Origin of the sequence: Streptomyces virginiae, from assembly GCF_041432505.1 — a bacterium.
Classification (GTDB): Bacteria; Actinomycetota; Actinomycetes; order Streptomycetales; family Streptomycetaceae; genus Streptomyces; species Streptomyces virginiae_A.
The window spans coordinates 4613956-4638571 of record NZ_CP107871.1 but is presented as its reverse complement, the minus strand read 5'-3'; the positions used below and the strand labels follow the sequence as shown (position 1 = coordinate 4638571).

Here is a 24616-nt window from a genome sequence, read left to right as displayed (position 1 = left end):
TCGTCGCCCTCATCGGCGCTCGGCCACCAGGTCGGACGCGGGTGGGGGTGCGACCGCGGGTGCGGCGGCCGGGGCCGAGGGGCCGCCGGGCCGGCCCGGCCACCACATCGTGCGGCCGAGCAGCACGCTCGCGCTGGTCACCAGGTAGGTGCGGACGAGGAAGGTGTCCAGGACCACCCCGACCGCGACGACCGTGCCCAGTTCCACGAACATCACCAGCGGCAGCGAGGCGAGTACGGCGAACGTCGCCGCCAGGACGATGCCGGCCGAGGCGATCACCGCCGGTGGTGCGGAGCGCGGTCAGCGCGGCCTGCGCCGGGTCGGCGCCGGCCCGGGTCTCCTCGCGGGTGCGGTGCATCAGGAAGATGCCGTAGTCGACGCCGAGGGCGACCAGGAAGACGAAGGTCAGCAGGGGCAGGCCCGGGTCGACGCCGGTGAAGCCGAAGACCGGGCCGAAGACCAGTCCGCCCAGGCCCAGGGCCGCGCCCCACACCAGGACGACGGCGGTGACCAGGAGCAGCGGGGCGACCAGGCTGCGCAGCAGCAGGACGAGGACGAGCAGCACGGAGACGAGGACGAGGGGGATGACGAGCAGGCGGTCATGGGCGTTGGTGGTGGCCAGGTCGAGTTGTCGGGCGCTCGCGCCGCCCACGTGCGCGCCGTCGAGTTCGGCCCGGAGCCGTTCGATGGCGGCGCTCTCCGCCGCGGACTCCGGCGGGGCCTCGGCGGTGACGGCGATCTCGGTCCAGCCGCCGCCGCTACGGCCCTTCTCGGCGCCCGCGATCCCTTCGACGGACCTGGCTTCGGCGAGGATCCGGTCGGCGGCCGCGGTGGGTGCCATGACCTCGACGGGCCGGGTGCCGCGATCCGGGAAGGCCTCGGCGAGCGTGGCCATGGCGGCGATCGACTCGGGCTCGGCGGTGAAGCTGTCCTCCCGCTTGAGCGTCCCGGGCAGGTGGAACACACCGAGCGCCAGCGCGCCCAGCAGCACGATCCCCGTCACGAGCACGGCGACCGGCCGCCTGCCCGCCGAACTCCCCATCGCGGCGAAGACGTCGGGTCCGCCCTGCTTGGGCCGGCTGCCGTGCGCGGGGATCAGCGGCCAGAACACCCGCCGGCCGAGCAGCACCAGGATCGCCGGCAACAGCGTGGTCATCGCGATCAGCGCGCACAGGACGCCCACCGCGCCGACCGGGCCGAGGCCGCGGATGTTGTTGAGGTCGGCGGCGAGCAGACAGGCCAACCCCGCCACGACCGTGCCGCTGGAGGCGAGCAGCGCCGGCCCGCAGCCGCGCAGCGCGGTGCGCATCGCGTCGTACGGGAGGGGGGTGCGGCGCAGTTCGTCGCGGTAGCGGGCGACGAGGAGCAGCGCGTAGTCGGTGCCCGCGCCGAACACCAGGACCGTCATGATCCCGGCGCTCTGGCTGGTCACGGTGAGCCCGAAGCCCGAGGCGAGCCCGTACACGGCGGCCCGCGCGCAGACCGCGGCCGCCCCGACCACCACCAGCGGCACGAGCCAGAGCACCGGGCTCCGGTAGGTGAGGATCAGGAGCAGGGCCACCACCAGGCCGGTCGCCAGCATCAGCGTGCCGTCGATGGAGCCGAACACCTCCTTGGCGTCGACGTCGACGGCTCCGTCGCCGCCGACCCGCACGGTCAGCCCGTCGCCGCCGCGGGCGTGCGCCCGTACGGCCTCGACGAAGGCCTTCTTCGCGGTGTCGTCGGTGCCGGGCGCGGTCGTGGACACCGCGTACATGAGGGTGGTGCCGTCCGTGGAGGGGACGGCGGGTCCGTGGCGGGTGGCGGCGAAGTCGCGGGGGTCCTTCGAGGCGGCGAGCGACGCGGGGGACGTGGCGGGCGTGGCGGAGCCCGCCGTATCCGCCGTACCCGCCGGCACCGTGACTTCCGCGACCTGCCGTTCGGCGGTGGCCCGGTCGGCGACGGTCAGTCCGCCGTCGCGGTGGTAGACGAGCAGGAGGCCGGTCGCCTCGCCGCCCGGCAGTTCCTCCTGGAGCCGGGCCACCCGCGTCGAATCGGCTCCCGACGGCAGGTAGTCCGCCGGCCGGTCACGCTGTACGTCCGCGAGCTTGCCCGCGAACGAACCGGCGACGGCGATCGCCACCACCCACAACACCAGTACGGCCCACGGAATCACCCTGCCGTGTCCGGCCGTCCGCCCTGTCTGCCCCATCTCGGGCCCCTCCGCATGGACTCAGCCCGGTGGCCCTGACGGCGCGCCCGGTCGCCTGACCAGCGTCCCGCCCGCACGAGGCCGTTCCCTCACGCCGGCGCAGGAGATCGCCCGTACTCCCCCGGGCGTCCGAGGCCCTCCCGTACTCCCGCGGGAGTACCGCCGCTACCGCGCCCGGGGAAGTGCGCGCTCCAGCGCGTCGAACGCACCGTGCACGCACGCCCGATGGTCGTCGGCCACATCGGCGGCGCGCTCGCCCGCGAGGCGGGGGCCGGGGCCCTCGCCGCCGGGGGCGGTCTCGGCCGCCGCGTCCCCCGACGCCCGCTCCACCGAGGGGTACGGCGAGCGCGTACGCCTCGTCACCACCGCCTGCCCCGACCGGCCGGATGACCGGGCCGATCGGGGCTCTGGGTAGCCTGCGCGGGAGCCGCGCGGGCGACCGCCGGTCGAGCGACGGCCCCACCCGCACCGACAGAGGGAGCAGCCCATGAAGTGGCAATGGATCGGCCTTGTCGTCTTCTCCCTCACCCTGCTGCCCCTCGCGGTGGCGATGATCGTCGATCGGGTACCGCGCCTCCTGCGCGGCGGGCGGGCATCCGTGCGGCTGCGCGGCTGGGGCTTCCTGCTGATCTACGCCACCGCACCCGTCAACGCCGTGCCCCGGCTGGCCGGGGCCTCCCCCGACACCACCCTCGCCTGCACCGCCGCCGGTGGCGGCCTTGCGGTGGCCGGTTGCCTGGTGCTGGGGCTCGCCGCCCTCCGAGGCGCGCGCCGCACCCCGGACACCCGATCAGCTCGGTCGGCGTAGCCCCTCGACGAGGAGGGTCACCAGCCGGCGCGCGTCGTAGCGGGGGTCGCTCTCGGTGCCGATGCAGAGGTTCCCGATGCCGCGCATGAGTTGGTACGCGGTGAGGTCCGCGCGGATCTCCCCCGCCGCGGCGGCAGCGTCGAGCAGCTCGGCGCACACGGGCAGGAGGCGGTCCAGGAAGTAGGTGTGCAGCGCCTCGAAGCCGGAGTTGTCGGCCTGCATCGCGGCGGCCAGGCCGTGCTTGGTGACCAGGAAGTCGACGAAGAGGTCGGCCCACCGCGCGAGGGCGGCGTGCGGGGTCGGACCGGCCGCCAGCAGGGCCGGACCGGCCTCGGCACAGGCGTCGACCTGGTGGCGGTAGACCGCGATGACGAGGTCCGCGCGGGTGGGGAAGTGGCGGTAGACCGTGCCCACCCCCACACCGGCCGCGGCGGCGATGTCACGGACCGGTGCCTCCACGCCGGACGTGACGAAGACGGCCGCGGCCGCGTCCAGCAGGGTCTGTTGGTTGCGCCGGACGTCCTTGCGCTTGGATCCGGCCGTACCCGCCGCACCCACCGCGCCCTCCGGGCTCCGATCGCCGTCGTTCACCGCGACACCCCTTCCATGATCCGATCCGACCTTGCGAACCGGAACAGCGTTCCGTATCGTCGGCGGAGCGACGTTCCGTTTTGCTCATGATGGCAGATCGGGGGACCCCCCGACCATGCCGTCGTGCCCTGGCCCACGGAGCCAGGGATCCGTGGAGAACGAAGGGAAGGCACCTCCATGTCCGACTCGAACACCGCGACCACCGTGCTCTCGGCGAAGCCTGTCGTCCTGCCGGCCCCGCACCGCGGCGAGGACCTCCAGGTCCGGGTGTCCGCACCGGCGACCGGCGACGACCTGCCCGTCATCGTCTTCTCGCACGGCTTCGGCTGGTCGATGAACGGCTACGCCCCGCTCGCCGACCACTGGGCCGCCCAGGGCTTCGTCGTCGTCCAACCCACCCACCTCGACTCGCGGTCGCTCGGCATCCCGCACGAGGACCCCCGTACGCCACGGATCTGGCGCATCCGTATCGAGGACCTCACGCGCGTGCTGGACGGACTCGACGTGCTGGAGGCCGCCGTGCCGGGCCTGGCGGGGCGCGTCGGGCGCGGCCGCATCGCCGTGGCCGGCCATTCCTGGGGCGCCCAGACGGCGAGCGCGCTGCTGGGCGCGCGCGTCCTCGGCGCCGACGGCGTACCCGGCGAGGACATGTCCGACGCGAGGGTCGGTGCGGGCGTACTGCTCGCGCTGCCCGGCCTGGGCGACGACCTCACCCCGTTCGCCGCCGAGAACCTCCCCTTCATGAGGCCGTCCTTCGACACCATGACCACCCGGGCCCTCGTCGTCGCCGGGGACGACGACCGGTCCCACCTGTCCACGCGCGGGCCGGACTGGTTCACCGACCCCTACACCCACAGCCCGGGCGCCAAGAGTCTGCTCACCCTGTTCGGCGCGGAGCACTCGCTCGGAGGCATCCCCGGGTACGAGGTCGCCGAGACGACGGACGAAAGCCCGGCGCGCGTCGCCCTGATCCAGCGGCTCACCACGGCCTTCCTGCGCGATGCCCTCTTCGCCGAGGACACCGACTGGAAGGCGGCGGTCGCCGCGCTGGAGGGGGACGTCGACCCGCTGGGGGAGCTGCGGAGCAAGTGAGGGGCCGCTCCGGCCGCACATTCCTGTGAGAAAGGTGTTATCGCCGGGGCCCTGGTGAGTCTCCTTCAGTGTCAGGCCAGGTGGGCCGTCACCTTCGAGGAGATGCGATGCAGTTTCACGACGATGAGTTCACGTACGGCGCGGACGTGAACGCGGCCGCGGACCGTGAGGTGGACGCCACCGGTTCCCGGGCGGACCGGCGCGGTCGGGCGCGCGCCGCGGGCCGGGCGGCCGGTGGCCACCGCAAGGGCCGTCGTAGGACTCCCCTGATGGCGGCGGCCGCCGTGGTCCTGCTGGCCGGGGTCACCAGCGCCTACGCCCTCATATCCGACGAGGCTCCGCGGGGCACGGCGGCGACGGGCTCCCCCTCGGCGCTCGCCGGCCGGCCGGACACGGTGGACGGCCCGCCGAGCGCCACGCCATCTCCCACGGCCGCGGCCGATGCGACGGCGAGCCCGGAGACCGGTGCCTCCGCGTCGGCGTCGGCGTCCGCATCGGCATCGGCGGTGGCGCCCGCGCCCGCCACGCGGTCCGAGAACGGAGAACAGCGTTCGGGAGCCCCGACCACGGAGCGCGCACCGGCGCCCAGCACCCCGCCGACCCGCGGCACCTCGGGGAACGGTCCGACGGGTCCGGACCCCAAGGTGCCCGGACCTCGCACCACGACCCAGGACCTCGCGACGGCCCAGTCGCTGTCCCTGCAACTGCTCAACAACGAACGGGCCGCCGTCGGCCGGCCGCCGCTCGCGCTCAAGCAGGACCTCAGCGCCTTCGCCCGCAAGTGGGCCGAGCACATGAGGAACAACGGATTCGCCCACTCCTCGTCGGACGACCGCGCCTACCTGAAGACGGGCTCGCGCACCTGGACCGGCGAGAACATCGTCTGGTTCAGCGATGCCTCGATGACCGCCCAGGAAGCCGCCGAGAAGTTCCAGTCGATGTGGCGGCACAGCTCCGGCCACTACAAGGCCCAGGTCAACCCGGACTTCACCGAGGTCGGCGTGGGTCTGTACCGCGACTCCACGGGCTGGTGGGGCGTGCACAACTTCTCCGACGGCAAGTGACACGCCTTCAGCGGAGCACCCCGGCGGCGCGGGCCGCCTTGAGCCAGTCCGGGAATTCCTTCATGAGGTGGTCGTAGAGCTCCGCGTCCGAACGTGCGGCCGGCTGCTGGCCGGCCGCGAAGTAGCCGGCGTTGTCGACCGTGCGTCGGTCGAGGGTGTCCAGGCTGCGGAGGAAGCGGAGATCCCGGCTCGATCCGAAGCCGACGAACTGCCAGAAGATCGGCAACGCGCTGGCCCGGCGCAGCAGTTCCCTGGTCGCCTTGCGGTCGAAGGGCTCTCCGTCGGTCTGGAAGACCACGAAGGCCGGATCGCGGGAGCCGGTGGCCTGGTAGTGCTCGATGACGGCCAGCATGGCCGGGGTGTAGCAGGTGCCGCCCCAGTCCAGCGGTGCGTGGAGCCGCTCGATCCGACCGCGGTAGTTCTCCAGGTTGAGGTCCGCGACCAGGTCGACGCCGTTGGAGAAGAACATGAGCGGCACCGTGCCGTCGTCGTCGAGGTTGACCGACAGCCCGAGGACCTGCTCGGCCAGGTGCTGCATCGTGCCGTCGCGGTAGAACCTGCTCATGCTCCCCGAGTGGTCCAGCACCAGGTAGACGGCGGCGCGTTGGCCCATGACACCGCTCTTGGTCAGGGAGACCTGGGCAGCCTTGTAGAGGTTGACCAACCCCGGTGCCGCCCGCCGGACCTTCTCCAGGCTCATGGCGGCCGCCGGAACCGGAACCGGGACGGAGGTGGGCGCGGGACTCGGCACCGGGACGTGGACGGGTGCCGGCACCGGGACCGCGACCGCGACCGGAGCAGGAGCCGCGATCGGAGCCCGAGCCGGGGCCGGGATCGGGGCCGGAGGCGCGTCGTCGACCACGATGCCGAAGGCGGTCGCCAGGCCCGCCAGGCCGGTGTCCCAGCCCTGGCCGACCGCCCGCACCTTCCACGCCCCGTCCCGACGGTAGATCTCCACCAGGACGGCGGCCGTCTCCCGATGCGTGAACGGCGGGGGCTCGAACCCGATCCGTACTCCCCCGCACTCGATCACCGCCTTCGGGGTATCGGCAGCGGTGAAGTGAGCGGCGGCCGGAAGCGTCGGATCGACGCTTGCCACGATCGCGATCCGGTCCACCGACGCGGGCACCGCCGGCAGGTCCGCCACGACGGTCCGGCCGTCGAGGACCACGCCGTCCTGGGCCGGATGGTTGTAGAAGACGAGGTCGTCGTCGCCGCGCACCTTGCCGTCCTTCGCGAGGAGCACGGCGCAGACGTCGGTCGCGGCTCCGGGCGCGGTGGCGGGGACGGGGACGGTGACCGTACAACGCGTCGTGGGGAGCGGCGTGTTACCGCCTTTGGTGAGCATGGGTGTCATGGGCGGCTTCCTTCCGGCGGGCCACTCGGACCTCAGCGGATACGTGCGCGGTCAGTCTCGCGGAGGCGGGTGCGCCCCCGTGGCCGAACCCGGGAAGCGGTTCCGGGGAACCACCGCTCACGACCGATCCGTCTCGTCGCACGAACGGCCGCACCCACCCCACCGCCGTGAGCACCGACACGACCGGAGCCGACGAACATGCGTACACGCCTTCTGCTGGGCCTGGCCCTCCTCTCCACCGGACTCCTCGCCGGCGCGTTCGGGTACGGGGCGGCCAACCTCGTCCCCACCTTCAACGCGGTACCGCTCGACATACGGCTGTCGTTCCACACCGAACTGATGAAGATGAACGGCATCACCATGCAGGCGGCGATGGGCATCTCGATCGTCAGCTCGCTGACCCTCGCCGCCCTGGCACACGGTCGTACGCGACTGCTCGCGGGCGGGGCCGGTCTGCTGGCCCTGACGTCCCTCCTGGTCACCCGCTTCGGCAACGTCCCGATCAACAGCCGGATCAAGGAGTGGGCGCACGCCTCGGCCCCCGCCGATCACACGGAGATCCTGCGGCACTGGGAGACGTTCAACGACATCCGCACCGTCGCCGCCGTGCTCGCGTTCGCGCTGCTGATCTCCACCGCCCTCAGACCCCCGACCCACGCCTGACCCGGCACCGACGCCGCACCCGGCCCCCGCACCGGCGTCGCGCGTCCCGACCGCGCCCTACGCGTCTCCCGCGCCGGCCTCGGACCGTGCCGCACGGACGACGGCCGCGGCCGCCCGGGACGCCGCCAGGACCGGGTCCGTGCTCCGTGCGGCCCGGCCGAGCATGAACGCGCCCTCCAGCAGGGCGATCACCGAGCTCGCGGTCTCGTGCGCGGCGGGCTCCGCGATGCCACCGGCGCGGTAGAAGGCGGCCAGGCCGTCCGTCCAGCTCGCGAAGACCTCGGCGGTGGCCAGGCGCAGCGACTCGTGGGTGCCGGCCACCTCCAGCGCGATGGTGGCGAGGGGGCACGGGTCGGTGAAGTCGAGCTCGCGCAGGGTCCGCGCCGCGGCCGTGAAGGCGTCCGCGGTGACGGTGGCCATGTCCGCGCCCTGTGGCACGGGCAGGGGGAAGAGGCCGGCGATCAGTTCCAGGTAGGCCGCGCCCGACGTGCGGATCACCTCCTCGCCGAGCTGCGATTTGCCCCCGGGGAAGAAGTGGTAGGCCGAGCCGTACGGGGCGTCGGCCGCCGCGACGATCTGCTTCATGCCGCTGGCGGCATATCCCTGGCGCCGGAACAGCTCGGTCGCGGCGGTGACGATGCGTGCTCTGGTGTCGCCCGTGGTTCTCACACTCGCTAGTCTCTCACTAGATCGGTCTATCAAGTCGGAGGTAGCACCTTGCCCGAGATCGAACTCAGCGCAGGCGTCATCGACTTCACGGACACGGGCGGGGAGGGAGAGGTCGTGGTGCTCGTCCACGGGCTCGGCTTCGACGAGTCGGTCTGGGACCACGTGGTACGGGAACTGCGGGGCGCGTACCGGGTGGTGGTGCCCGTCCTGCCGATCGGCGGCCACCGCAGGCCGATGCGGCCGGACGCCGACCTGTCGGCGCACGGGATCGCCGCGCTCCTGGCCGAGTTCCTGGAGCGGCTCGACCTGCGCGACGTCACCCTGGTCCAGAACGACGCGGGCACGGCCCAGCTCCTGGTGGGCGTGCGCGACGAACGCGTCGGCCGGCTGGTGCTCACCTCGTGCGAGGCGCTGGAGAACTACCCGCCGGGCGTCCAGGGCCGGACCTTGCACGCGGCCTGCCGGATCCCGGGCGGCCTGTTCCTGCTGCTGCAGTCCTTCCGCGTCCCCTTCCTGGTACGGATGGGGAGCTCGCTGGGCGGGATGGCGAAGCGGCCGATCCCGTACGCGCTGGTCCGGCGCTGGTACCGGCCCCTGCTCACCCGGCGCGCGATCCGTCGGGACCTCGCCGCGTTCTGCCGGAGCACCCGTAAGGACACCTACCTCCGGGCCGCGGAGAACCTCGCGCGCTTCGACCGGCCCGCACTGGTCGCCTGGGGTGCCGAGGACCGCATGATGCCGCCCGCCACCGGCCGCCGACTCGCCGAACTGCTGCCGCGGGGACGGTACGTGGAGATCCCCGAGGCAGGCACGCTCGTCCAGTGGGACAACCCCGAGGCCCTCTGCGCGGAGCTGCGCCGCTTCATCGAGGAGAACGCCCCGGCGCCCGCCGAGTGACCCCGGTGACCGGGTGGATCAGCCGGCGGCCCGCTCGACGGGCTCAGGAATCAGGCCGCCGGGGCCGGGCATCGCGCGGTACGCGGATACGTGTCCGGAGCCGTCCCGACCAGCTCGGTGAACCGGGCGCGGAAGATGCCCGGGGTCGCGCAGCCGACGACCCGGCCGACCTCGGTGACCCCGAGGTCGCCGGCCCGCAGCAGGGCCGTCGCGTGCTGGATGCGGCGCGCCGTCAGATAGGCGTACGGCGAAGCCCCGTAGGCGAGCCGGAACCGGCGGCCGAGGTGCCCGGCCGCCATGTCCGCGGCGCGGGCGAGCTCCTCGACGTCCAGCGGACGGGCGTACTCCCGGTCGATCCGGTCCCGGACGCGACGCAGTCGCGCCAGGTCCTCCAGGTGCGATGCCTCGATGAGTGCCTGTCTCCACGCGGGACGACACACGGTGGACCCCCTTCGTCGACGGAGCCGTTCAGCGGAGTTCTTGGATGCGGATCAGGTTGCCCGCGGGGTCGCGGAACGCGCAGTCGCGGACGCCGTACGGCTGCTCGGTCGGCTCCTGGACGACCTCCGCGTCGCCGGCCTGGATCTTCTCGAAGGTGCTGTCGAGGTTCTTGGTGGCGAGGAGGATCCAGCCGTAGGTGCCCTTCGCCATCATCTCGGCGATGGTGCGGCGCTCCGCCTCGGTGACACCGGGGTCGACCGCCGGCGGGGCCAGCAGGATGGACGTGCCGGGCTGGTCGGCGGGGCCGACCGTGATCCAGCGCATCTTGCCCTGGCCGACGTCGCTGCGGACCTCGAAGCCGAGGACGTCGCGGTAGAAGGCCACGGCGGCGTCCGGGTCGGTCTGCGGGAGGGTGCTCATGTGAATGCTGATGTCCATGTCCGTCACCGTAACTACGCCCGGGCCAAGGGCGCTTCTCGAATCCTGACCGATCCCGGACCGATCCCGGGCCCTTCCACGGGCCGCGCCCCCACCCCTGCCGAAGGCTCGGCGACCCGGGGCGCCGGGGGTCGGGCCGGCGCCCTTGATCACCACGGGTTGCGGCCGGGCGGGGGACCTGGGAGCGGGTCCTCGGGACGCTGTCGGCGCAGCTCAGCGGGGTGCCTTCACCCGGGCGGCCCGAAGCTCGAATGATCTTCCCGATGTGCGGCGCCCACCAGCTCGGCATAGGTCTGTGCTCGTAGGCGTCGAAGGCGTCGTCGGTGTCCTGTGCCCCCGCACGGACACCCGCCGCTCCAGCACCCATGGCGAGGAGTCACATGTCACGCATCAAGAACCGGGCCGCGCGCCGGTCGGCCGACCGAGCAGCCGACCGGACCGCCCTCCGGTCCGCCCGTCGGGCCGCGATCTCCGTCCTCGCGGCCACCGCCGCCCTGGTCGCCGCCGTTCCGGCGGCCGCGCACGACGGTTCGGCCCGCCCCGAGGAGAGAGCGGCCCTCGGCGCCGAACACGCCCAGGAGCATACGAAGGTCCGCGAGCAGCTGGTCAAGCTGGGCGGGTACTCCCAGCTCGCCCGGATCGACAGCCTGAACTCACTGACCCGGTCCCAGGCGGACGTGAACGCGCGCTTCCACCCCAAGGCGTTCGGGCAGTTCGCCGAGTACTTCCAGTCGCCGGACTTCGCCGCCCACATCGCCATGCTCCCGACCGGCAAGGTGCTGCTCTTCTCCTTCGAGCGCATGGAGACCGACCCGACCGAGGAGCCCGCGCCGACCAACACCCTGGGCAAGGCCAACGCCGGCCGCGCCTTCCTGTGGGACCCGCGCCGCGGCACCGGGGCGGACGCATTCAAGAAGGTCACCCCGCCCGAGCTGGTCGTGCCGGACGGCACCGGCGAGAAGCGCCCTGCGCCCTTCTTCTGCGCCGGACACGCCTTCCTGCCCAACGGCATGGTCGGCGTCTTCGGCGGCAACCTCGGCTACGGCGGCGGCGCCGGCGCCAAGCTGTCGCTGGTCTTCGACCCGTGGACCGAGGACTGGTCCGTGAACAAGGACATGGAGGTCGGCCGCTGGTACCCCTCCGTGGCCACCGCCCCCGACGGCCGCCTGCTGATCATGTCCGGCCACACCGACCAGGGCTGGGGCACCTCCACCTCCGTCATCGAGCGCTTCCCGGCCAAGAGCCACCCCGTCCCCTTCGAGAAGACGGTGATCCCGAGGGACGTCCCGACCGACACCCTGCGCGTGGACGCGCCGTTCGGCGCCGACAGCGACTACCCGCACCTGTTCACCCTGCGCGACGGCAAGGTGTACGGGCTGGGCCGCCACGCCACCCGCCAGTGGGCCTTCGACCCGATCGCGGAGACCCGTACGGACCTGCCCGCGCGCCCCGACGGCGTCCACCGCGGCTACGGCTCCGCCGTGCCGCTGCCCGCGGGACTGCGCGGCCCCGACTCCGTCCTGGTCCTCGGCGGCGACCGGGACGACCCCAACACCTACCGGCTCACGAGCGGCGGCGCCTGGGAGAAGCAGCAGCCGCGCGCCTTCGGCCGGACGCAGGACGACACGCTGCTGCTCCCCGACGCGAGCCTGCTGACCGTCAACGGCGCCTACGGCATCCGGGACTACGGCAACGGCGACTACAACCCCAAGTCCGATCTGAAGTACCGGCAGATCGAGACCCGCAACGCGCTGGGCGAGTGGAAGCTGGGCCCGGCGCAGCGGCTGCCGCGCGGCTACCACTCCAACGCCGTCGTCCTCCCGGACGGCCGGGTCATGGTCACCGGTGACGAGCTGCAGCAGCTCGCCAACGACCCGAAGATCGACGACGACATGAACGGCAGCATCGAGATCTTCGAGCCGGCCTACCTCCACCAGGGCGGCCGCCCGGCCCTCGACCGCGTCCCCGACGGGCCGCTGCGGTACGACGCCGCCTTCACCGTGGGGACCTCCACGCCCGACAAGGTCAAGAAGGCCGTCCTGCTGGCCCCGACCACCGCGACGCACTCGCTCAACACCAGCCAGCGCCACGTGGAGCTGGGCATCGTCAAGCGCCAGGGGAACAACCTGCGCCTGCAGGCACCGCCCTCGGCCAATGACGTCCCGCCCGGCTACTACATGGTCTTCCTGCTGGACGAGAACGGGGTGCCGAGCGCGGCCAAGTGGGTCTCCTTCCGATAGCTCCCACCGCGCCCCAGTGCAGCGCAGCCCCGGGCCGTCGGTCCGGGGCTGCGCTGCGTCGCCGCCCCGGGGGCGGCGACCGTGGTCGTCAGCGGTGGCGCAGCGCGTTCTGGGAGTCGACGTACTTCAGCATGAGGCGGGCGAAGTCGAGGCGGTCGCGCTCGCTCCAGTCGGCCGTCACGTACTCGAAGGCCGCGCGCTGGTGGCGCCGGAAGCGGTCCATCATGTCCCGGCCCTCGGGGCTGAGGTGAAGGATCGTACGGCGGCCGTCCTGCTGGGAGGCGGCGCGGACGAGGTAGCCGGCGGAGATGCTGTCGGACACCATGCGGCTGGCCACCGAGGGGTCGACGGCCAGGTACTCGGCCACGGCGCCGACGGTGATCTCACGACCGTCGCCCTGCTCGGCCTCCAGGACGATGTTGAGGACCAGGGTGCGGCTGAGGTCCTTCTGGGAGATCGGGTTCTCGACCTCCAGGAGCGAGGAGCGCCGCAGTTTCCCGAACGCCGGACCCACGGCGTCCAGCAGTTCCTCGTCGGTCGCCGGCTCGTGCTTCGTCATGCCCCTCATCGTACATATGTGAGCCCTGGCAGACATGTGTTGACATGAAAACGTGTGCATGTGAGCATGCATATGTCATTGCGAACGAATGGAGTCCCTCGTGACCACCCTCATCACCGGCGCCCGCGGCCGGGTCGCCCGAGCGGTCGCCGCCCGCCTGCACTCCGCCGGCCTCCCCGTCCGGGCCGCCAGCGCCCACCCCGCCGAACTGACCGTTCCGGACGGGGTCGGGACCGCCGAGCTCGTCCTCGACCGCCCCGAGACCTTCGCCGCCGCCCTGCGCGGCGTCCGCCAGGTCTTCCTCTACCCCCAGCCCGCCGGCATCCACGACCTGATCAAGACCGCCGAGGTCGCCGGGGTCGAGCACGTCGTCCTGCTGTCCTCGTCCTCCGTGCTCGCGCCGGGCGCCGAGAGCGACCCACTGGCGAGCCACAGCCTGCGGGTCGAGCGCGCCCTCGCCGACTCCGGCCTGACCTGCACGTTCCTGCGCCCCGATGCCTTCGCCGGCAACTCGCTGGGCTGGGCGTGGCCCATCGGCCGGTCGATGCCGGTCCAGCTCGCCTACCCGGACGCGCGGATCGCGCCCATCCACCCCGAGGACATCGCGGACATCGCCGCACAGGCCCTGACCGGGGGATCCCTCACCGGCCGCTCGCTCACCCTGACCGGCCCCGAGTCGCTGTCCTTCCGCGAGCAGCTCGCGGTCCTCGCGCAGACCCTCGGCCGCGAGATCACGGTCGAGCACATCACCCGGGCCGAGGCGCAGGAGCAGATGGGCCGGCACATGCCCGCCCCGATGGTGTCCTCGCTGCTCGACCTGTGGGAGGCCGCCTGCCACGGCCCGGCCGCCATCGGGGAGACCACCGAGACCCTGCTCGGCGTACCCGCCCGTACCTACCGGCAGTGGGCCGCGGAGAACGCGGACGCCTTCACCGGCCGCTGACCCGAAGGCCGCCGACCCGAAGGCCGCCGCCCGAAGGCCACCGACCCTTGAGGAGCAGGACATGGAGCCCATCGGCTTCTGGCTCAACCGCACGGACCAGGCCCTCACCGCGTCCATGGACGCCCTGTTGGCCGACTTCGGCCTCACCCGACTCGACTGGCAGGTCCTGAATGTCGTCAAGGACGACCCGCGGGCCGCCGACACCACCGTCCTGACCACCCTGGCCGCGGGCGCCGACGCCGGGGCCCTGGCCTCGGCCGTCGCCTCGGTGCTCGCCGGCGGCTGGGTGACCCGACCGCGACCGGACCGCCTCGTCCTGACCGACGACGGCCGGGCCCGCCTCGTCGAGGTCGCCCTTCGCGTGGACGCCTTCCGCGAGCTGTCGGGGCGGGGCATCACCCGCGAGGAGTACGTCACCGCGGTCACCGTCCTGGAGCGCATGACCCGCAACCTCACCGAGCCGCGAGCGGGGTCCGCGGCTCGACCGTGACCGACCGCGGGGAGCCCTTCGGACCGCGCAGGACCGTCGCGGCGACGGCCAGGGCGACCAGGATCAGGCCCGTGCCGACCGCGAAGGCCAGGTGGTACCCGCCGGTCAGCGCCTCGGGGACGGGAGCGCCCGCCGCGGTGAGGGACTCCGTACGGGAGGCGGCCAGGGTGGAGAGGACCGCGATGCCCAGCGCCATGCCGATCTGCTGGGTGGTGTTGAAGAGCCCGGAGGCCAGACCCGCGTCGGCCTCCCGCGCACCGGACATGCCCAGCGAGGTCAGCGCGGGGAGGGCGAGGCCGAAGCCGGCGGCGAGGAGCATCACCGGGAGCAGGTCGGTGAGGTAGTCCGCGTGGTCGGGCCGACCGGGCAGGCGCGTCAGCAGGCCGAGTACGGCGACCAGCAGGACCAGACCGGCCAGCAGGACCTTGCGCTCGCCGAAGCGGGAGTTCAGGCGGGCCGAGACGGTGAGCGAGACGAGTCCGATCACGGCGGCCGCAGGCAGCATCGCGAGACCGGTCTCGGCGGCGGAGTATCCGAGCACGTTCTGCAGGTAGAGCGCGACGAGGATCTGGAAGGAGAACAACGCGGCGACCATCAGCATCTGGACCAGGTTGGCGCCGAGGACGCTGCGCGAGCGGAAGATCCGCAGCGGCATGAGCGGATGGCGCGCGGTGGCCTGGCGGACGAGGAAACCGGCGAGCAGGACGAGCGCGAGGGCTCCGAACCCGAGGGTGTGGGCCGAAGTCGCCCCATAGGTCTCGATCTTGACGACCGTGTAGATCCCGAGCATCAGGCCGGAGGTGACGAGCAGCGCGCCGAGGCCGTCCGCGCCCGCCTTCAGGCCCAGGCCCCGGTCGCCCGGCAGGGCCCGGAGTGCGACCAGGAGCACCGCGATGCCGATGGGCAGGTTGATGAAGAAGATCCAGTTCCAGGTCAGCGCGTCGGTGAGGACACCGCCGAGCACCTGCCCGATCGAGGCACCCGCCGCTCCGGTGAAGCTGAACACCCCGATGGCACCAGCCCGTTCGCGCGGCTCGGTGAAGAGCGTGACGAGGATGCCGAGGCTGACGGCGGAGGCCATGGCACTGCCGGCGCCCTGCAGGAAGCGGGCGGCGATCAGGATCTCGGGTGAGGTGGCGAGCCCGGCCACCACCGAGGCGGCGGTGAACACCGCGGTGCCCGCGAGGAACATCCGCTTGCGGCCGATCAGGTCGCCGAGGCGGCCGGCGAGCAGGAGAAGAGCGCCGAAGGCGATCAGGTAGGCGTTGACGACCCAGCTCAGCCCGACCGGGGTGAAGCCGAGATCGCCCTGGATGGCGGGCATCGCGACCGTGACGATGCTGCCGTCGAGGATCGTCATCAGCATTCCGGTGGCCAGGACGCCCAGGGCGAGCCGGCGGGAACGCGCGGAGGGAGGAGCGGAAAGGGAAGGGGAAGGCGTGCTGGCGGGGGCGGGCATGGCGGTCTCTCCCGTTCGTCGAAGGCAACAGGAAAGACCGTAACAGATAGTTTTGTTGCAGACTATCTTTTACGGATATAGCGCTTGCGCGGCCACCGCCGAACGCCGTCGACCGCTCCCGGCTACCCCTTCTGACGCGCCCGCCGGGCCGGACGCGGACCCTCGACCGGGGTCTCCAGATGCCCCGTGACCAGCCGGTTCAGCGCCCGGAGCAGCACCTCACGCTCATCCGCGGGCAGGGCACCGAGCGCGCCCTCGTGCACCTGGTCGACAATCCCCTGACTCTCCTTCGCGACCTTCGCGCCGGCCTCGGTCACCGCGATGACCCGGGCCCGCCGGTCCGTGCCGGACGGCCTGCGTTCGGCGAGGCCGGCCTTCTCCAGCGCGTCGACGGTCACCACCATCGTGGTCTTGTCCATGTCGCCGATCTCGGCGAGCTGCGCCTGGGTGCGCTCCTCCTCCAGGGCGTGGACGAGCACGCAGTGCATCCGCGGGGTGAGCCCGATCTCGCCGAGCCGCGCACTCATCTGCGTACGCAGCACATGGCTGGTGTGGTCCAGGAGGAAGGACAGGTCCGGTTCGGTTCGCGTGGGCGCCATGGCTGTCATGCCTGCCAGGGTAACGAGAATCGATCCGTCGCGGATTATCGGCAACCGGAGTACAGGGGCGGCGGGAGTCGGACCGAGCCGCCCCGTACCGCCCCGCTCAGGCCAGGATCTTGGCCTTGGCCCGGTCGAATTCCGCCTGGGTGATGTCGCCCTTGTCCTTGAGGACGGAGAGCTTGTGCAGCTCCTCCGCCGAGCCCGCCCCGGACCCGGCCGTCTGCTGCACGTACGACCGGAAGGCCGCCTGCTGCTCCTCGGCCTGCTTCCGGTCCCGTTCGTGCATGCTGCGCCCGCGGGCGATCAGGTACACGAAGACGCCGAGGAACGGCAGCACCAGCACGAAGATGATCCAGCCCGTCTTCCCCCAGCCGCCGAGGGTGTGGTCACGGAAGACGTCCGTGATGACCTTGAAGAGGAGGAAGAACCACATGATCCACAGGAAGAACCACATCATCGTCCAGAAGACGTTGAGCAGCGGGTAATCGTCCATGCTCGGCTCCGATCATGTACGCGGTCCTTCATTCATACCGGCCACCTCGGCCGTCCGCATTCCGGCGGCCCGCTCCGGTCGCGCGATGGGCTCCCGACCGTTCTCCTGAATCCATGGCACCCAAGGCAGCCGAACAGCGTCGACGCGTCCTGGTGGGCCACCTCCTGCGCTCGGTGCTCTCGGTGGCCATCCTCACGGGGCTCTACTACGTGGCCCCCCTGGAGGGCGGGTTCGGCATCACCACCGTCCTGACGCTCGTGCTCGGCCTCGTCGTCTTCGGGCTGCTGACGGCCTGGCAGATCAGCGCCGTCTCCCACGCGCAGTTCCCGCGGATGCGCGCCCTGGAGGCGATGGCCACCGGTGTGCCCCTGTTCCTGGTGCTGTTCTCCGCGACGTACTACCTGCTCGCGGCGCAGAACCCCTCGTCCTTCTCGGAGCCGCTGTCCCGCACCGACGCCCTCTACTTCACGATCACCACGTTCGCCACCGTGGGATTCGGGGACATCGTCGCCACCACCGAGAGCGGCCGGGTGCTGGTCACCTTCCAGATGGTCGCCGACCTGATCCTCATCGGCGTGATCGCCAAAGCCCTGGTCGGCGCGGTCAAAATCGGCATGCACAGGCGCAGTTCGACGCCCGCCGAGCCGGGTGACAAGCCCTGAGCGGCGAAGTACGCCCCCGAGGTGGACCATCGAGGAAGCGGAAAGGAAGTGAGCCATGCCGCAGTCGCGCCCTCGATCCGAACCGCCCCCCGCCGGAACGCAGCCGCAGGAGGCCGACGTCCTGAGGCAGACCCTCCGCAGCCCGGGATACCTGAAGCTGCTGTTCTTCTGCGCCCTCATCAGCATCCCGGTGTCCCTGGCGTCGTTCTGGTTCCTCGCCGCGCTGCACAACATGGAACGCGTGATGTGGACGGACCTCCCCGAGGCCCTGGGCTGGGACGTCCCGCCCTGGTGGTGGCCGCTGCCCCTGCTGCTCGTCGCCGGTGTCGTGGTCGGCCTGGTGGTCCCGCACATGCGCGGCAACGGCGGTCACCTCCCCGCGGCCGGCCTGCACACCGGCGGGGCCTCGGCAGGGGCCCTGCCCGGCGTCATCATCGCGGCGGTCGCGAGTCTGCCGCTCGGCGCGGTCCTGGGTCCCGAAGCTCCGCTGATCGCTCTCGGTGGCGGCCTGGCCCTGCTGTTCCGCAATCTCGCGCAGGCGCCGGTGACCCCGCAGGGCACCGCGCTCGTCGGCGCGGCGGGCGCCGCGGCGGCCATCGCCACGATCTTCGGGAATCCGCTGATCGCCGCGGTGCTGCTGATCGAGGTGGCCGGCGTGGGCGGGCCGCAGCTGTTCGCCGTGATGCTGCCGTCACTGCTGTCCGCCGGGGTCGGTGACCTGGTCTTCACGGGCCTCGGGCGCTGGACCGGCCTGAAGACCGGAAGCCTGAAGCTGGAGCTGGGCGTCCCCGTACCCCACCTGGACGTGCCCGACGTGCTCTGGGCGGTACTGATCGCCGCGGCCCTGGCCCTCGCCCTGCACCCCGTGCTCACCGGAGCCCGGCTGATCGCCGCGTACGTCCTGGAACGGCCCCTCCTGCGGACCGTCCAGTGCGCGCTGGCCGCCGCGGCCTGCGCGAGCCTCTACGCGCTCATCACCGGCCTCTCGCCCGCCGATGTCACCGGGTCGGGCCAGGCGATGATCGGCAGACTGGCCGCCGACCCGCACTCCTGGGGCGTGGGTGCGCTGATCGGCGTACTCGTCTTCAAGGGCGCCGGCTACGCCATCTGCCTCGGCAGCCTGCGCGGCGGTCCCATCTTCCCGGCGCTCTGCCTCGGCGCCGTGGCGGGCGTCCTGCTCGGGCCGCTGCCCGGACTCGGCATCGTGCCCGCCATGGGGGCGGGCATGGCCGCGACCGCCGCCAGTGCGCTGCGGCTGCCGGTGAGCAGCGTGGTGATGGTGGTCCTGATGCTCGGCGGCACCGCGATGATCCCGGTCGTGATCATCTCGGCCGTGGTCGCCTTCGTGGTCACCGAGCTGCTGCCGGTGGGACCCCCGATCCCCGAGCTGCCCGCCGTACCCGCGAAGCCCACCGCGCCTGCCACGCCCGCCGCGCCCGCCGCCTGACCCCGACACACGAGGGACCCCGCCCGGAGAGCCGGGCGGGGTCCTCGTACGCGTCCTTCGACCGGTCAGCAGCGCAGGCCGGTGGCGGCGGCCGTGGCGGCCTGGTCCAGACTCTCGATCTGCGGCTGCAGCTGGGTACGCGCGTCCTTGCCGGTCGTGTCGCCGGGCAGGTCCTGGTAGCTCTTCTTGAGGTCCTCGGCGGCCGACTTGACCGCCTCGCGCTCCGCATCCTTCAGCTGGGTGGCGTTCTCCTTGACGCTCTCCCAGTCCTTCTGGACGGCCTCGTAGGCGTCCTTGACCTGGTCCTTGGTCGCGTTGGCGGGGTTCAGCGCCTTCAGCTTGGCGTTGTCGGCCTTGAGCGCGTTCAGGTCGGTGCACAGGTCTGCGGCGGCCTTGGTGGCCTCCTCCGCGGGCGAGGAGCTGTCGTCGGAGCAGGCGGAGAGACCGAGAATCGCGCCGACACAGAGCACACCGATCACCGGGAAACGCTTCATGGGGACCTTCCTCTATCTGACAAATCGGCCGTAGGGGACCTTTCGGTACACCCGCCCAAAATATGCAGATGAAGGAACAGTCCGCATCCGGACCGCTACGCCGCCGGAGCCACCGCCGGAGCCGCCGCCGGAGCCTCCTAGGGGCGGATGTTCTGGTTCAGGTGGAACAGGTTCTCCGGGTCGTAGGCGCGCTTGACCGCGACCAAGCGGTCGTAGTTGCCCTTGTAGTTGGTCCGGATCCGGTCCTGGTCGTCATCGGCCATGAAGTTGATGTAGCCGCCCTCCTCCGAGTGCGCGGCGGTGGCGTCGTAGTAGTCGCGCACCCAGGCCGTGGCGGTCTCGTTGTCGGCGGGGTCGGGCCACATCCCGGCGATCACCGTGGCGAACGAGGCGTCCCGGTAGGCGAAGGCCGTGGCGTCCGGTGCGACGCGGTGGCAGGCGCCGTTGATCGGGTAGATGTGGACCGTCGAGTTCACGGCGGGCAGGCCGGGCGCGTGCCGCAGGTGCGCGTCGATCACGTCGTCGGTCAGCTCGGTCACGAAATTGGCCTTCCAGTAGTGCTGGAGGCCGGGCGGTACGAGCGCGTCGAAGGCGCTGTTGAGCGCCGGGTAGGGCATCGGGCCGACGTGCTCGGCGACCACCGGCGCGAAGTCGTGGAAGGCCTGGAGGGCGCGTTCCCCCTCGTCGAGCGGCCCGGTCCAGCACGCCACGATCAGCGCGAAGGTGTCACCGTGCCGGTCCTCCGGGATGAACGGGAGCGGCGGGGCTATCTGGAAGGCCGGGAACCCGCCGAGTTCCTCCGGCGCGTCGGCGATGTGGTCGGCGAAGGAGCGCAGCACGGTGGGAGCGTCCGCCAGCTCGAAGAGCATCGGCCCGCCGTAGATGTCCTTGACGGGGCTCAGCCGGAACTCGAACGAGGTCACCGCGCCGAAGTTGCCACCGCCGCCGCGCAGCGCCCAGAAGAGGTCGGCGTTCTCGTCCTCGCTCGCCACGACGAGCCGGCCGTCCGCGGTCACCACATCGGCCGAGATCAGGTTGTCGCAGCTCAGCCCCAGTCCGCGGGCCAGGTAACCGATGCCGCCGCCGAGGGTGAGGCCGCCGACGCCCGTGGTGGAGATGATCCCGCCGGTCGCGGCCAGCCCGAAGGCGTACGTGGCGGCGTTGAAGTCGCCCCAGGTCGCCCCGCCCTCCGCGCGGGCCGTGCGCCCCGCGGCGTCGACGCGGACCCCGCGCATCCCGGACAGGTCGGCCACCACGCCGCCGTCGCAGGTGCCGAAGCCGGGCACGCTGTGCCCGCCGCCCCGCACCGCCAGGTCGAGCCCGTTCTCCCGGGCGAAGTCCACCGTGGCCATGACGTCCCCCGCGTTGGCACAGTGCACGACGGCCGCCGGCCTCCGGTCGATCATGGCGTTGTGGACCTTGCGCGCCTCGTCGTAGGACGCGTCGTCCGGGGTGACGACCGCGCCGCGTACCCGTTCTCGCAACTGGTCGATCGAGAGCTTGCCCATGGCCATCGCTCCTCGTGCATCACGTCGTTCCACGCTGCGTCGAGCCGTCGAGCCGTCGAGCTGTCGAGCCGTTGTGCTCTCGTGCTACGGCTGCAGGTGGCTGAAGCCGACCTCGAAGCGTTCGACCGAGACGATCCGCTGGCCCTCCCGCTGCGCCGTCCGCTCGCGGATCCGCGCGGCCTCTTCCTCGCTGTCCAGCATCGTCCGTTCGTCGTCCCACAAGGTCAGCGTTTTGGCCACGCCCGTGGCCCGGTCGACGAGGTAGTAGACCCCCCGGAATCCGGGAACGTCCTGGACCTGCCTGACAATCGCCTCCGAATTCGCGCTCACGTCTCCCTCCGCGGGGACCGGTGATCCCTGGTAGGTGCTCAGCCTCGCGAACATCTGCGGCAGTCCTTCCTCGCAGGGCCACCGGTCGGAGAACAGGCGGCTCCACGACCAGGGTGCTCCGGCGCGCCGCCCCCCGCATGCCGGAGCGGCGTGACAATGGTGAGGACGGACGCGAGCGCCGTCGCGCTGCCGTCGCTGTCGCTGTTGCCGGAGCCGTGGTCATGGCCACGGCCGAGAGGCGGGACGTCGAGGTGCCGTACATAGCTGTGACCGCCCTGAGTCATGTCGGGCTGGTGCGCGAGCACAACGAGGACAGCCTGGTCATCGGACCGTGGACCCTGTGCGGGACCGTGACCCAGAATCCGCAGACCCTGGTCTTCCCCTTCGGCCGACCGCTCGTCGTCGCGGTCGCCGACGGCCTCGGCGGGCAGCCCGCCGGCGAGGTCGCCAGCGAATTGGTGGTGCGCCAGCTCTCCTCGATCGGGTCCACGCTGGACAGCGCGGAGGCCGTGGGTGACGCGCTGAGCATGTGCAATCGCGCCGTGTACTCGGCCACCGAGGGGCGGCCGGAGCTGGCCACCATGGGGACCACGGTCGCGGGGGCCCTCGTCCTGGCGGATTCGCTGCTGATGTTCAACGTCGGCGACAGCAAGGTGTTCCACGCCGGGCAGGACGGGCTGCGCCAGGTCAGCGTGGACGACAGCCCGCCGCCGACCCCCGGGCACCGCACCACCTCGGCGGTCACCCAGGTCCTCGGCGGCACCCGCGGGTACAACGAGATCACCCCGCACATCGAAGCCTTCCCGGTGTCCGAGGGCGACCGCTACCTGGTGTGCAGCGACGGGCTGACCGACCCGGTGCCGACCGAGGAGATCGAGGGGCTGCTGCGGGTCCACGACGACGGCCGGGCGGCCTTCGAACTGTGGCGGGCCGCCATCGACGCCGGCGGCCCCGACAACATCACGCTGGCCCTGCTGCGCATCGGCGCCTAGGCCGCCTCTTTCGGATCTTGCCGGGAGCCTCGGGGCACCTCAGGGCGCCTCAGGGGGTCGTCATGCTCTTGGTGTAGGCCTCGCCCAGGTCCCGTACGTCCACCGAGGCGTGGATCTCCAGGCCGGCGGCCTTCGCCGTGTGGCGCTCCACCAGCTCCAGCACCGCGGCGGTGAGGCGCGACTTCGTCCCGGCCGTGCGGCCACGGGCGATGGCCAGCTCGACGTGGACGACCACCGCTCGGGCGTCGGTGCCCTCCCCGACCACGGACTCCTCCAGCCGGTGGAAGCGCGTCTTGCAGTTGCCGACCACGGTGTCGAGGATCTCGACCACCAGCGCGTGCAGTTCGAGCGCGAACGCCCGCCGGTCGAAGGCACCGGTCAGCGAGTCCGAGTAGTCGACGACTGCGTGGGGCACGGGGTCTCTCCCTGCTCTACGGATTCGGGGCGACGGGCCCCGGTCCCGCGCCGGTCGGCGGGTACCCGAGCGACGGTAACCGAGCCCGCCCCGCCAGGAGGGCGGTCTCGGCCATCACCCTCCGGGCCCCTCCAGCTGATCGGTCAGCCGGCCCAACGCCCTGGCGCCCAGCGGAGCCATCAGCGGGCGCAGCACCGGCTGCGCCAGTCGGATGCCCGGCAGGCGCAGGCCACCGAAGAAGGCGAGTCGGGTGCCGTCCCCCTCCGCCACGGCCGCCATGCCGCCGATCACGAACCGGCTCCGCATCAGGCACCACCCCGGCCGCAGCACGATGTCGAAGCGCGCCCGCATGCCGAGCGGACTGCGGGCCGTGGCCTCCAGGCGCTCCCCGACGGCGGACGTCACGGTGAAGGAGCGGATGTCGCCGATCATGAGGGGCATCTGGTGCTCCAGGTCGCGGACGAGCCCCCAGACCCGGTCGAAGGGGGCGCCGACCGGTCGCTCCGCGAAGGTGGTGCCGGGGGTGGCGCGGGCGATCACCCGCAGCCTGCGTACGGCGTCGAGTTCGGCGACGACCGGCCAGGAGTCGTTCAACGTTCCCACGCCTTCCGGAAGGTGCGGCGGGCCCGGAAGAGCCGGGTCCGCACGGTGGGTTCGGGCACGCCGAGGAGGGCGCTGACGGAGTGCTCGTCCAGTCCTTCGAGGTCGCGCAGGACCAGGACGGCGCGGTGCGCCGGGGAGAGCCGCTCCAGCACGTCACGCACATCGGCGGCGAGCTGCGGATCGTCGGGCGCGGGCACGTCGTCGAGCGGGTCCGGTACGGACCGGGCGGCCGCGCGGGCGATCCGTACCGCCTCCCGTACGGCGATGACCCGCGCCCAGCCGAACAGGGCGGCGGGTTCGCGGAGTCGACCGATGTTCCGGAAGATCACGATCAGCGCCTCCTGGGTGGCGTCCGGACCGTCCTGCAGGGCGATCGGGCCGCACAGCCGGCCGACGTACGGGGTCAGCAGGTCCAGCAGCTCTTCGGTGGCCAGGCTGTCGCCGCGTTGGGCGGCACGGACGAGCGGGGCCAGGTCGGCCCGCCCCTGCGTACCCGCTGCGCCGCTCATCGGGCCTCCTCCTTCTTGACGGGCTCTCAGGAAGGAGGAGGGCGCGGACCGGCCGAACATTCCCGTGATCTGCGCCACACGGGTGCCGGGGCGGGAGACGCTCCACGAAAAAACGCGCTGCCGCTCATATGATTTTCCGGCTCGAATTTCCACCGCTCGGGCGTGGAATCAAATCTGAGCCACGCCGACATTTCCATGGCCGCCGACATCCACTGTGCTACGGTGACGTTCGTTGCAGTTGTGGTTCCCAAAAAACTTACAAGTGCTCTCACCGGATTTTCGGTGGGCGCACTTTTTATTTCCGGTGCATGCAGTGAAATGTACTCGTTCCGGTCGGGGCAATCATCACGGCGACACCGGTCCCGCACAGTGCGGATCCGGGCACTGCCCCAAAGGAGAATTCATATGGCATCTGGCACCGTGAAGTGGTTCAACGCGGAAAAGGGCTTCGGCTTCATCGAGCAGGAGGGTGGCGGCGCCGACGTCTTCGCCCACTACTCGAACATCGCCTCTTCCGGCTTCCGTGAGCTTCAGGAAGGCCAGAAGGTCACCTTCGACGTCACGCAGGGCCAGAAGGGCCCGCAGGCCGAGAACATCGTTCCCGCCTGACGCCTGACGTCCGAGGTCCACGCCGACGCCCGCGTCGGCGCGCAGACGCG

General features: G+C 71.9%; 28 protein-coding genes and 1 pseudogene. 12 read left to right on the top strand and 17 right to left on the bottom strand.

Going from position 1 to position 24616, the window contains the following annotated elements; all coding sequences use genetic code 11:
* Positions 1 to 9: 9 nt before the first annotated feature.
* Both OG624_RS21670 and OG624_RS21665 read right to left on the bottom strand, forming a co-directional pair.
* Positions 10 to 2191, bottom strand: a pseudogene (locus tag OG624_RS21670) (MMPL family transporter).
* A gap of 165 nt (positions 2192 to 2356) precedes the next feature.
* Positions 2357 to 2554 (bottom strand): hypothetical protein, encoded by a 198-nt coding sequence (locus OG624_RS21665; RefSeq protein ID WP_371588144.1) that lies wholly within the window; start codon positions 2552 to 2554, stop codon positions 2357 to 2359.
* Positions 2555 to 2678: 124 nt separating this feature from the next.
* Between OG624_RS21665 and OG624_RS21660 the strand changes: the two genes are divergently transcribed.
* Positions 2679 to 2999 carry a hypothetical protein gene (locus tag OG624_RS21660; RefSeq protein ID WP_033214664.1) on the top strand — a complete coding sequence of 107 codons (321 nt, stop codon included), beginning with the start codon at positions 2679 to 2681 and terminating at the stop codon, positions 2997 to 2999.
* Here OG624_RS21660 and OG624_RS21655 read toward each other — a convergent pair.
* The gene (locus tag OG624_RS21655; RefSeq protein WP_161295958.1) at positions 2982 to 3590 is read right to left on the bottom strand and encodes an SbtR family transcriptional regulator; all 609 of its coding nucleotides are present in this window, start codon (positions 3588 to 3590) and stop codon (positions 2982 to 2984) included. The genes OG624_RS21660 and OG624_RS21655 overlap by 18 nt on opposite strands.
* A gap of 177 nt (positions 3591 to 3767) precedes the next feature.
* On the opposite strand from OG624_RS21655, the gene OG624_RS21650 reads away from it, so the two are divergent.
* Positions 3768 to 4682, top strand: a complete 915-nt coding sequence (locus OG624_RS21650) for an alpha/beta hydrolase family protein (RefSeq protein WP_371639719.1) — start codon at positions 3768 to 3770, stop codon at positions 4680 to 4682.
* 107 nt (positions 4683 to 4789) lie between these two features.
* Positions 4790 to 5746 carry a CAP domain-containing protein gene (locus OG624_RS21645; RefSeq protein WP_371639718.1) on the top strand — a complete coding sequence of 319 codons (957 nt, stop codon included), beginning with the start codon at positions 4790 to 4792 and terminating at the stop codon, positions 5744 to 5746.
* A 7-nt stretch (positions 5747 to 5753) separates the two neighbouring features.
* Here OG624_RS21645 and OG624_RS21640 read toward each other — a convergent pair whose 3' ends face one another.
* Positions 5754 to 7103: a VWA domain-containing protein gene (locus OG624_RS21640; protein WP_371639717.1), complete on the bottom strand. Its 1350-nt coding sequence runs from the start codon at positions 7101 to 7103 to the stop codon at positions 5754 to 5756.
* Positions 7104 to 7301: 198 nt separating this feature from the next.
* On the opposite strand from OG624_RS21640, the gene OG624_RS21635 reads away from it, so the two are divergent.
* Positions 7302 to 7766 (top strand): DUF1772 domain-containing protein, encoded by a 465-nt coding sequence (locus OG624_RS21635; RefSeq protein ID WP_161295950.1) that lies wholly within the window; start codon positions 7302 to 7304, stop codon positions 7764 to 7766.
* 57 nt (positions 7767 to 7823) lie between these two features.
* Here the strand turns inward: OG624_RS21635 and OG624_RS21630 are convergent, their stop codons facing one another.
* Positions 7824 to 8435, bottom strand: coding sequence for an LmrA/YxaF family transcription factor (locus OG624_RS21630; RefSeq protein WP_161295948.1), 612 nt, complete (start codon positions 8433 to 8435; stop codon positions 7824 to 7826).
* A gap of 48 nt (positions 8436 to 8483) precedes the next feature.
* Between OG624_RS21630 and OG624_RS21625 the strand changes: the two genes are divergently transcribed.
* Positions 8484 to 9332: an alpha/beta fold hydrolase gene (locus OG624_RS21625; RefSeq protein WP_033214676.1), complete on the top strand. Its 849-nt coding sequence runs from the start codon at positions 8484 to 8486 to the stop codon at positions 9330 to 9332.
* A gap of 50 nt (positions 9333 to 9382) precedes the next feature.
* On the opposite strand, the gene OG624_RS21620 is transcribed toward OG624_RS21625, so the two are convergent.
* Both OG624_RS21620 and OG624_RS21615 read right to left on the bottom strand, forming a co-directional pair.
* Entirely contained in the window at positions 9383 to 9772 is a 390-nt protein-coding gene (locus OG624_RS21620) for a helix-turn-helix transcriptional regulator (RefSeq protein ID WP_371639716.1), read from the bottom strand.
* Between the two features lie 28 nt (positions 9773 to 9800).
* The gene (locus OG624_RS21615) at positions 9801 to 10211 is read right to left on the bottom strand and encodes a VOC family protein (RefSeq protein WP_030714449.1); all 411 of its coding nucleotides are present in this window, start codon (positions 10209 to 10211) and stop codon (positions 9801 to 9803) included.
* 380 nt (positions 10212 to 10591) lie between these two features.
* Here OG624_RS21615 and OG624_RS21610 point away from each other — a divergent pair, with 380 nt between their 5' ends.
* On the top strand, positions 10592 to 12451 hold the full coding sequence (locus tag OG624_RS21610; RefSeq protein ID WP_161295944.1) for a galactose oxidase early set domain-containing protein: 1860 nt from the start codon (positions 10592 to 10594) through the stop codon (positions 12449 to 12451).
* A gap of 88 nt (positions 12452 to 12539) precedes the next feature.
* Here the strand turns inward: OG624_RS21610 and OG624_RS21605 are convergent, their stop codons facing one another.
* Positions 12540 to 13010 (bottom strand): MarR family winged helix-turn-helix transcriptional regulator, encoded by a 471-nt coding sequence (locus tag OG624_RS21605; protein WP_078908955.1) that lies wholly within the window; start codon positions 13008 to 13010, stop codon positions 12540 to 12542.
* Positions 13011 to 13110: 100 nt separating this feature from the next.
* On the opposite strand from OG624_RS21605, the gene OG624_RS21600 reads away from it, so the two are divergent.
* Together OG624_RS21600 and OG624_RS21595 are read left to right on the top strand one after the other, a co-directional pair.
* Entirely contained in the window at positions 13111 to 13953 is an 843-nt protein-coding gene (locus tag OG624_RS21600) for an NAD(P)H-binding protein (RefSeq protein WP_371639715.1), read from the top strand.
* Positions 13954 to 14014: 61 nt separating this feature from the next.
* Entirely contained in the window at positions 14015 to 14443 is a 429-nt protein-coding gene (locus tag OG624_RS21595) for a MarR family transcriptional regulator (protein WP_371639714.1), read from the top strand.
* Here OG624_RS21595 and OG624_RS21590 read toward each other — a convergent pair.
* The 3 genes from OG624_RS21590 to OG624_RS21580 all read right to left on the bottom strand — a co-directional run bounded on the left by OG624_RS21590 (position 14406) and on the right by OG624_RS21580 (position 16997).
* Positions 14406 to 15902 carry a DHA2 family efflux MFS transporter permease subunit gene (locus OG624_RS21590; protein WP_371588138.1) on the bottom strand — a complete coding sequence of 499 codons (1497 nt, stop codon included), beginning with the start codon at positions 15900 to 15902 and terminating at the stop codon, positions 14406 to 14408. The two genes, OG624_RS21595 and OG624_RS21590, sit on opposite strands and share 38 nt — an antisense overlap.
* Before the next feature lie 122 nt (positions 15903 to 16024).
* The gene (locus OG624_RS21585; RefSeq protein ID WP_033214681.1) at positions 16025 to 16510 is read right to left on the bottom strand and encodes a MarR family winged helix-turn-helix transcriptional regulator; all 486 of its coding nucleotides are present in this window, start codon (positions 16508 to 16510) and stop codon (positions 16025 to 16027) included.
* Between the two features lie 97 nt (positions 16511 to 16607).
* Positions 16608 to 16997, bottom strand: coding sequence for an SHOCT domain-containing protein (locus OG624_RS21580; RefSeq protein WP_033214683.1), 390 nt, complete (start codon positions 16995 to 16997; stop codon positions 16608 to 16610).
* 113 nt (positions 16998 to 17110) lie between these two features.
* On the opposite strand from OG624_RS21580, the gene OG624_RS21575 reads away from it, so the two are divergent.
* Both OG624_RS21575 and OG624_RS21570 read left to right on the top strand, forming a co-directional pair.
* Entirely contained in the window at positions 17111 to 17659 is a 549-nt protein-coding gene (locus OG624_RS21575) for a potassium channel family protein (RefSeq protein ID WP_371588137.1), read from the top strand.
* A 55-nt stretch (positions 17660 to 17714) separates the two neighbouring features.
* A complete protein-coding gene (locus tag OG624_RS21570; RefSeq protein WP_033214687.1) occupies positions 17715 to 19106 on the top strand; it encodes a chloride channel protein in 1392 nt (463 codons plus the stop codon).
* Positions 19107 to 19171: 65 nt separating this feature from the next.
* Here OG624_RS21570 and OG624_RS21565 read toward each other — a convergent pair whose 3' ends face one another.
* From OG624_RS21565 to OG624_RS21555, 3 genes are all read right to left on the bottom strand, one after another.
* Positions 19172 to 19600: a hypothetical protein gene (locus OG624_RS21565; RefSeq protein ID WP_033214689.1), complete on the bottom strand. Its 429-nt coding sequence runs from the start codon at positions 19598 to 19600 to the stop codon at positions 19172 to 19174.
* 137 nt (positions 19601 to 19737) lie between these two features.
* Positions 19738 to 21108, bottom strand: a complete 1371-nt coding sequence (locus tag OG624_RS21560; RefSeq protein WP_033214691.1) for an FAD-binding oxidoreductase — start codon at positions 21106 to 21108, stop codon at positions 19738 to 19740.
* Positions 21109 to 21192: 84 nt separating this feature from the next.
* Positions 21193 to 21438, bottom strand: a complete 246-nt coding sequence (locus OG624_RS21555) for a hypothetical protein (RefSeq protein WP_244290627.1) — start codon at positions 21436 to 21438, stop codon at positions 21193 to 21195.
* A gap of 251 nt (positions 21439 to 21689) precedes the next feature.
* On the opposite strand from OG624_RS21555, the gene OG624_RS21550 reads away from it, so the two are divergent.
* Positions 21690 to 22430 carry a PP2C family protein-serine/threonine phosphatase gene (locus OG624_RS21550; protein WP_033215151.1) on the top strand — a complete coding sequence of 247 codons (741 nt, stop codon included), beginning with the start codon at positions 21690 to 21692 and terminating at the stop codon, positions 22428 to 22430.
* Positions 22431 to 22479: 49 nt separating this feature from the next.
* Here the strand turns inward: OG624_RS21550 and OG624_RS21545 are convergent, their stop codons facing one another.
* The 3 genes from OG624_RS21545 to OG624_RS21535 form a co-directional block, all read right to left on the bottom strand.
* Complete coding sequence (locus tag OG624_RS21545) at positions 22480 to 22845, bottom strand: 5-carboxymethyl-2-hydroxymuconate Delta-isomerase (protein ID WP_371639713.1); 366 nt, start codon at positions 22843 to 22845, stop codon at positions 22480 to 22482.
* Positions 22846 to 22959: 114 nt separating this feature from the next.
* A complete protein-coding gene (locus tag OG624_RS21540) occupies positions 22960 to 23439 on the bottom strand; it encodes a hypothetical protein (protein WP_051762387.1) in 480 nt (159 codons plus the stop codon).
* On the bottom strand, positions 23436 to 23957 hold the full coding sequence (locus tag OG624_RS21535; RefSeq protein ID WP_051762389.1) for an RNA polymerase sigma factor: 522 nt from the start codon (positions 23955 to 23957) through the stop codon (positions 23436 to 23438). The genes OG624_RS21540 and OG624_RS21535 overlap by 4 nt, the downstream gene beginning before the upstream one ends.
* Positions 23958 to 24362: 405 nt before the next feature.
* Here OG624_RS21535 and OG624_RS21530 point away from each other — a divergent pair, with 405 nt between their 5' ends.
* Positions 24363 to 24566 carry a cold-shock protein gene (locus OG624_RS21530; RefSeq protein WP_030011983.1) on the top strand — a complete coding sequence of 68 codons (204 nt, stop codon included), beginning with the start codon at positions 24363 to 24365 and terminating at the stop codon, positions 24564 to 24566.
* Positions 24567 to 24616: the final 50 nt, after the last annotated feature.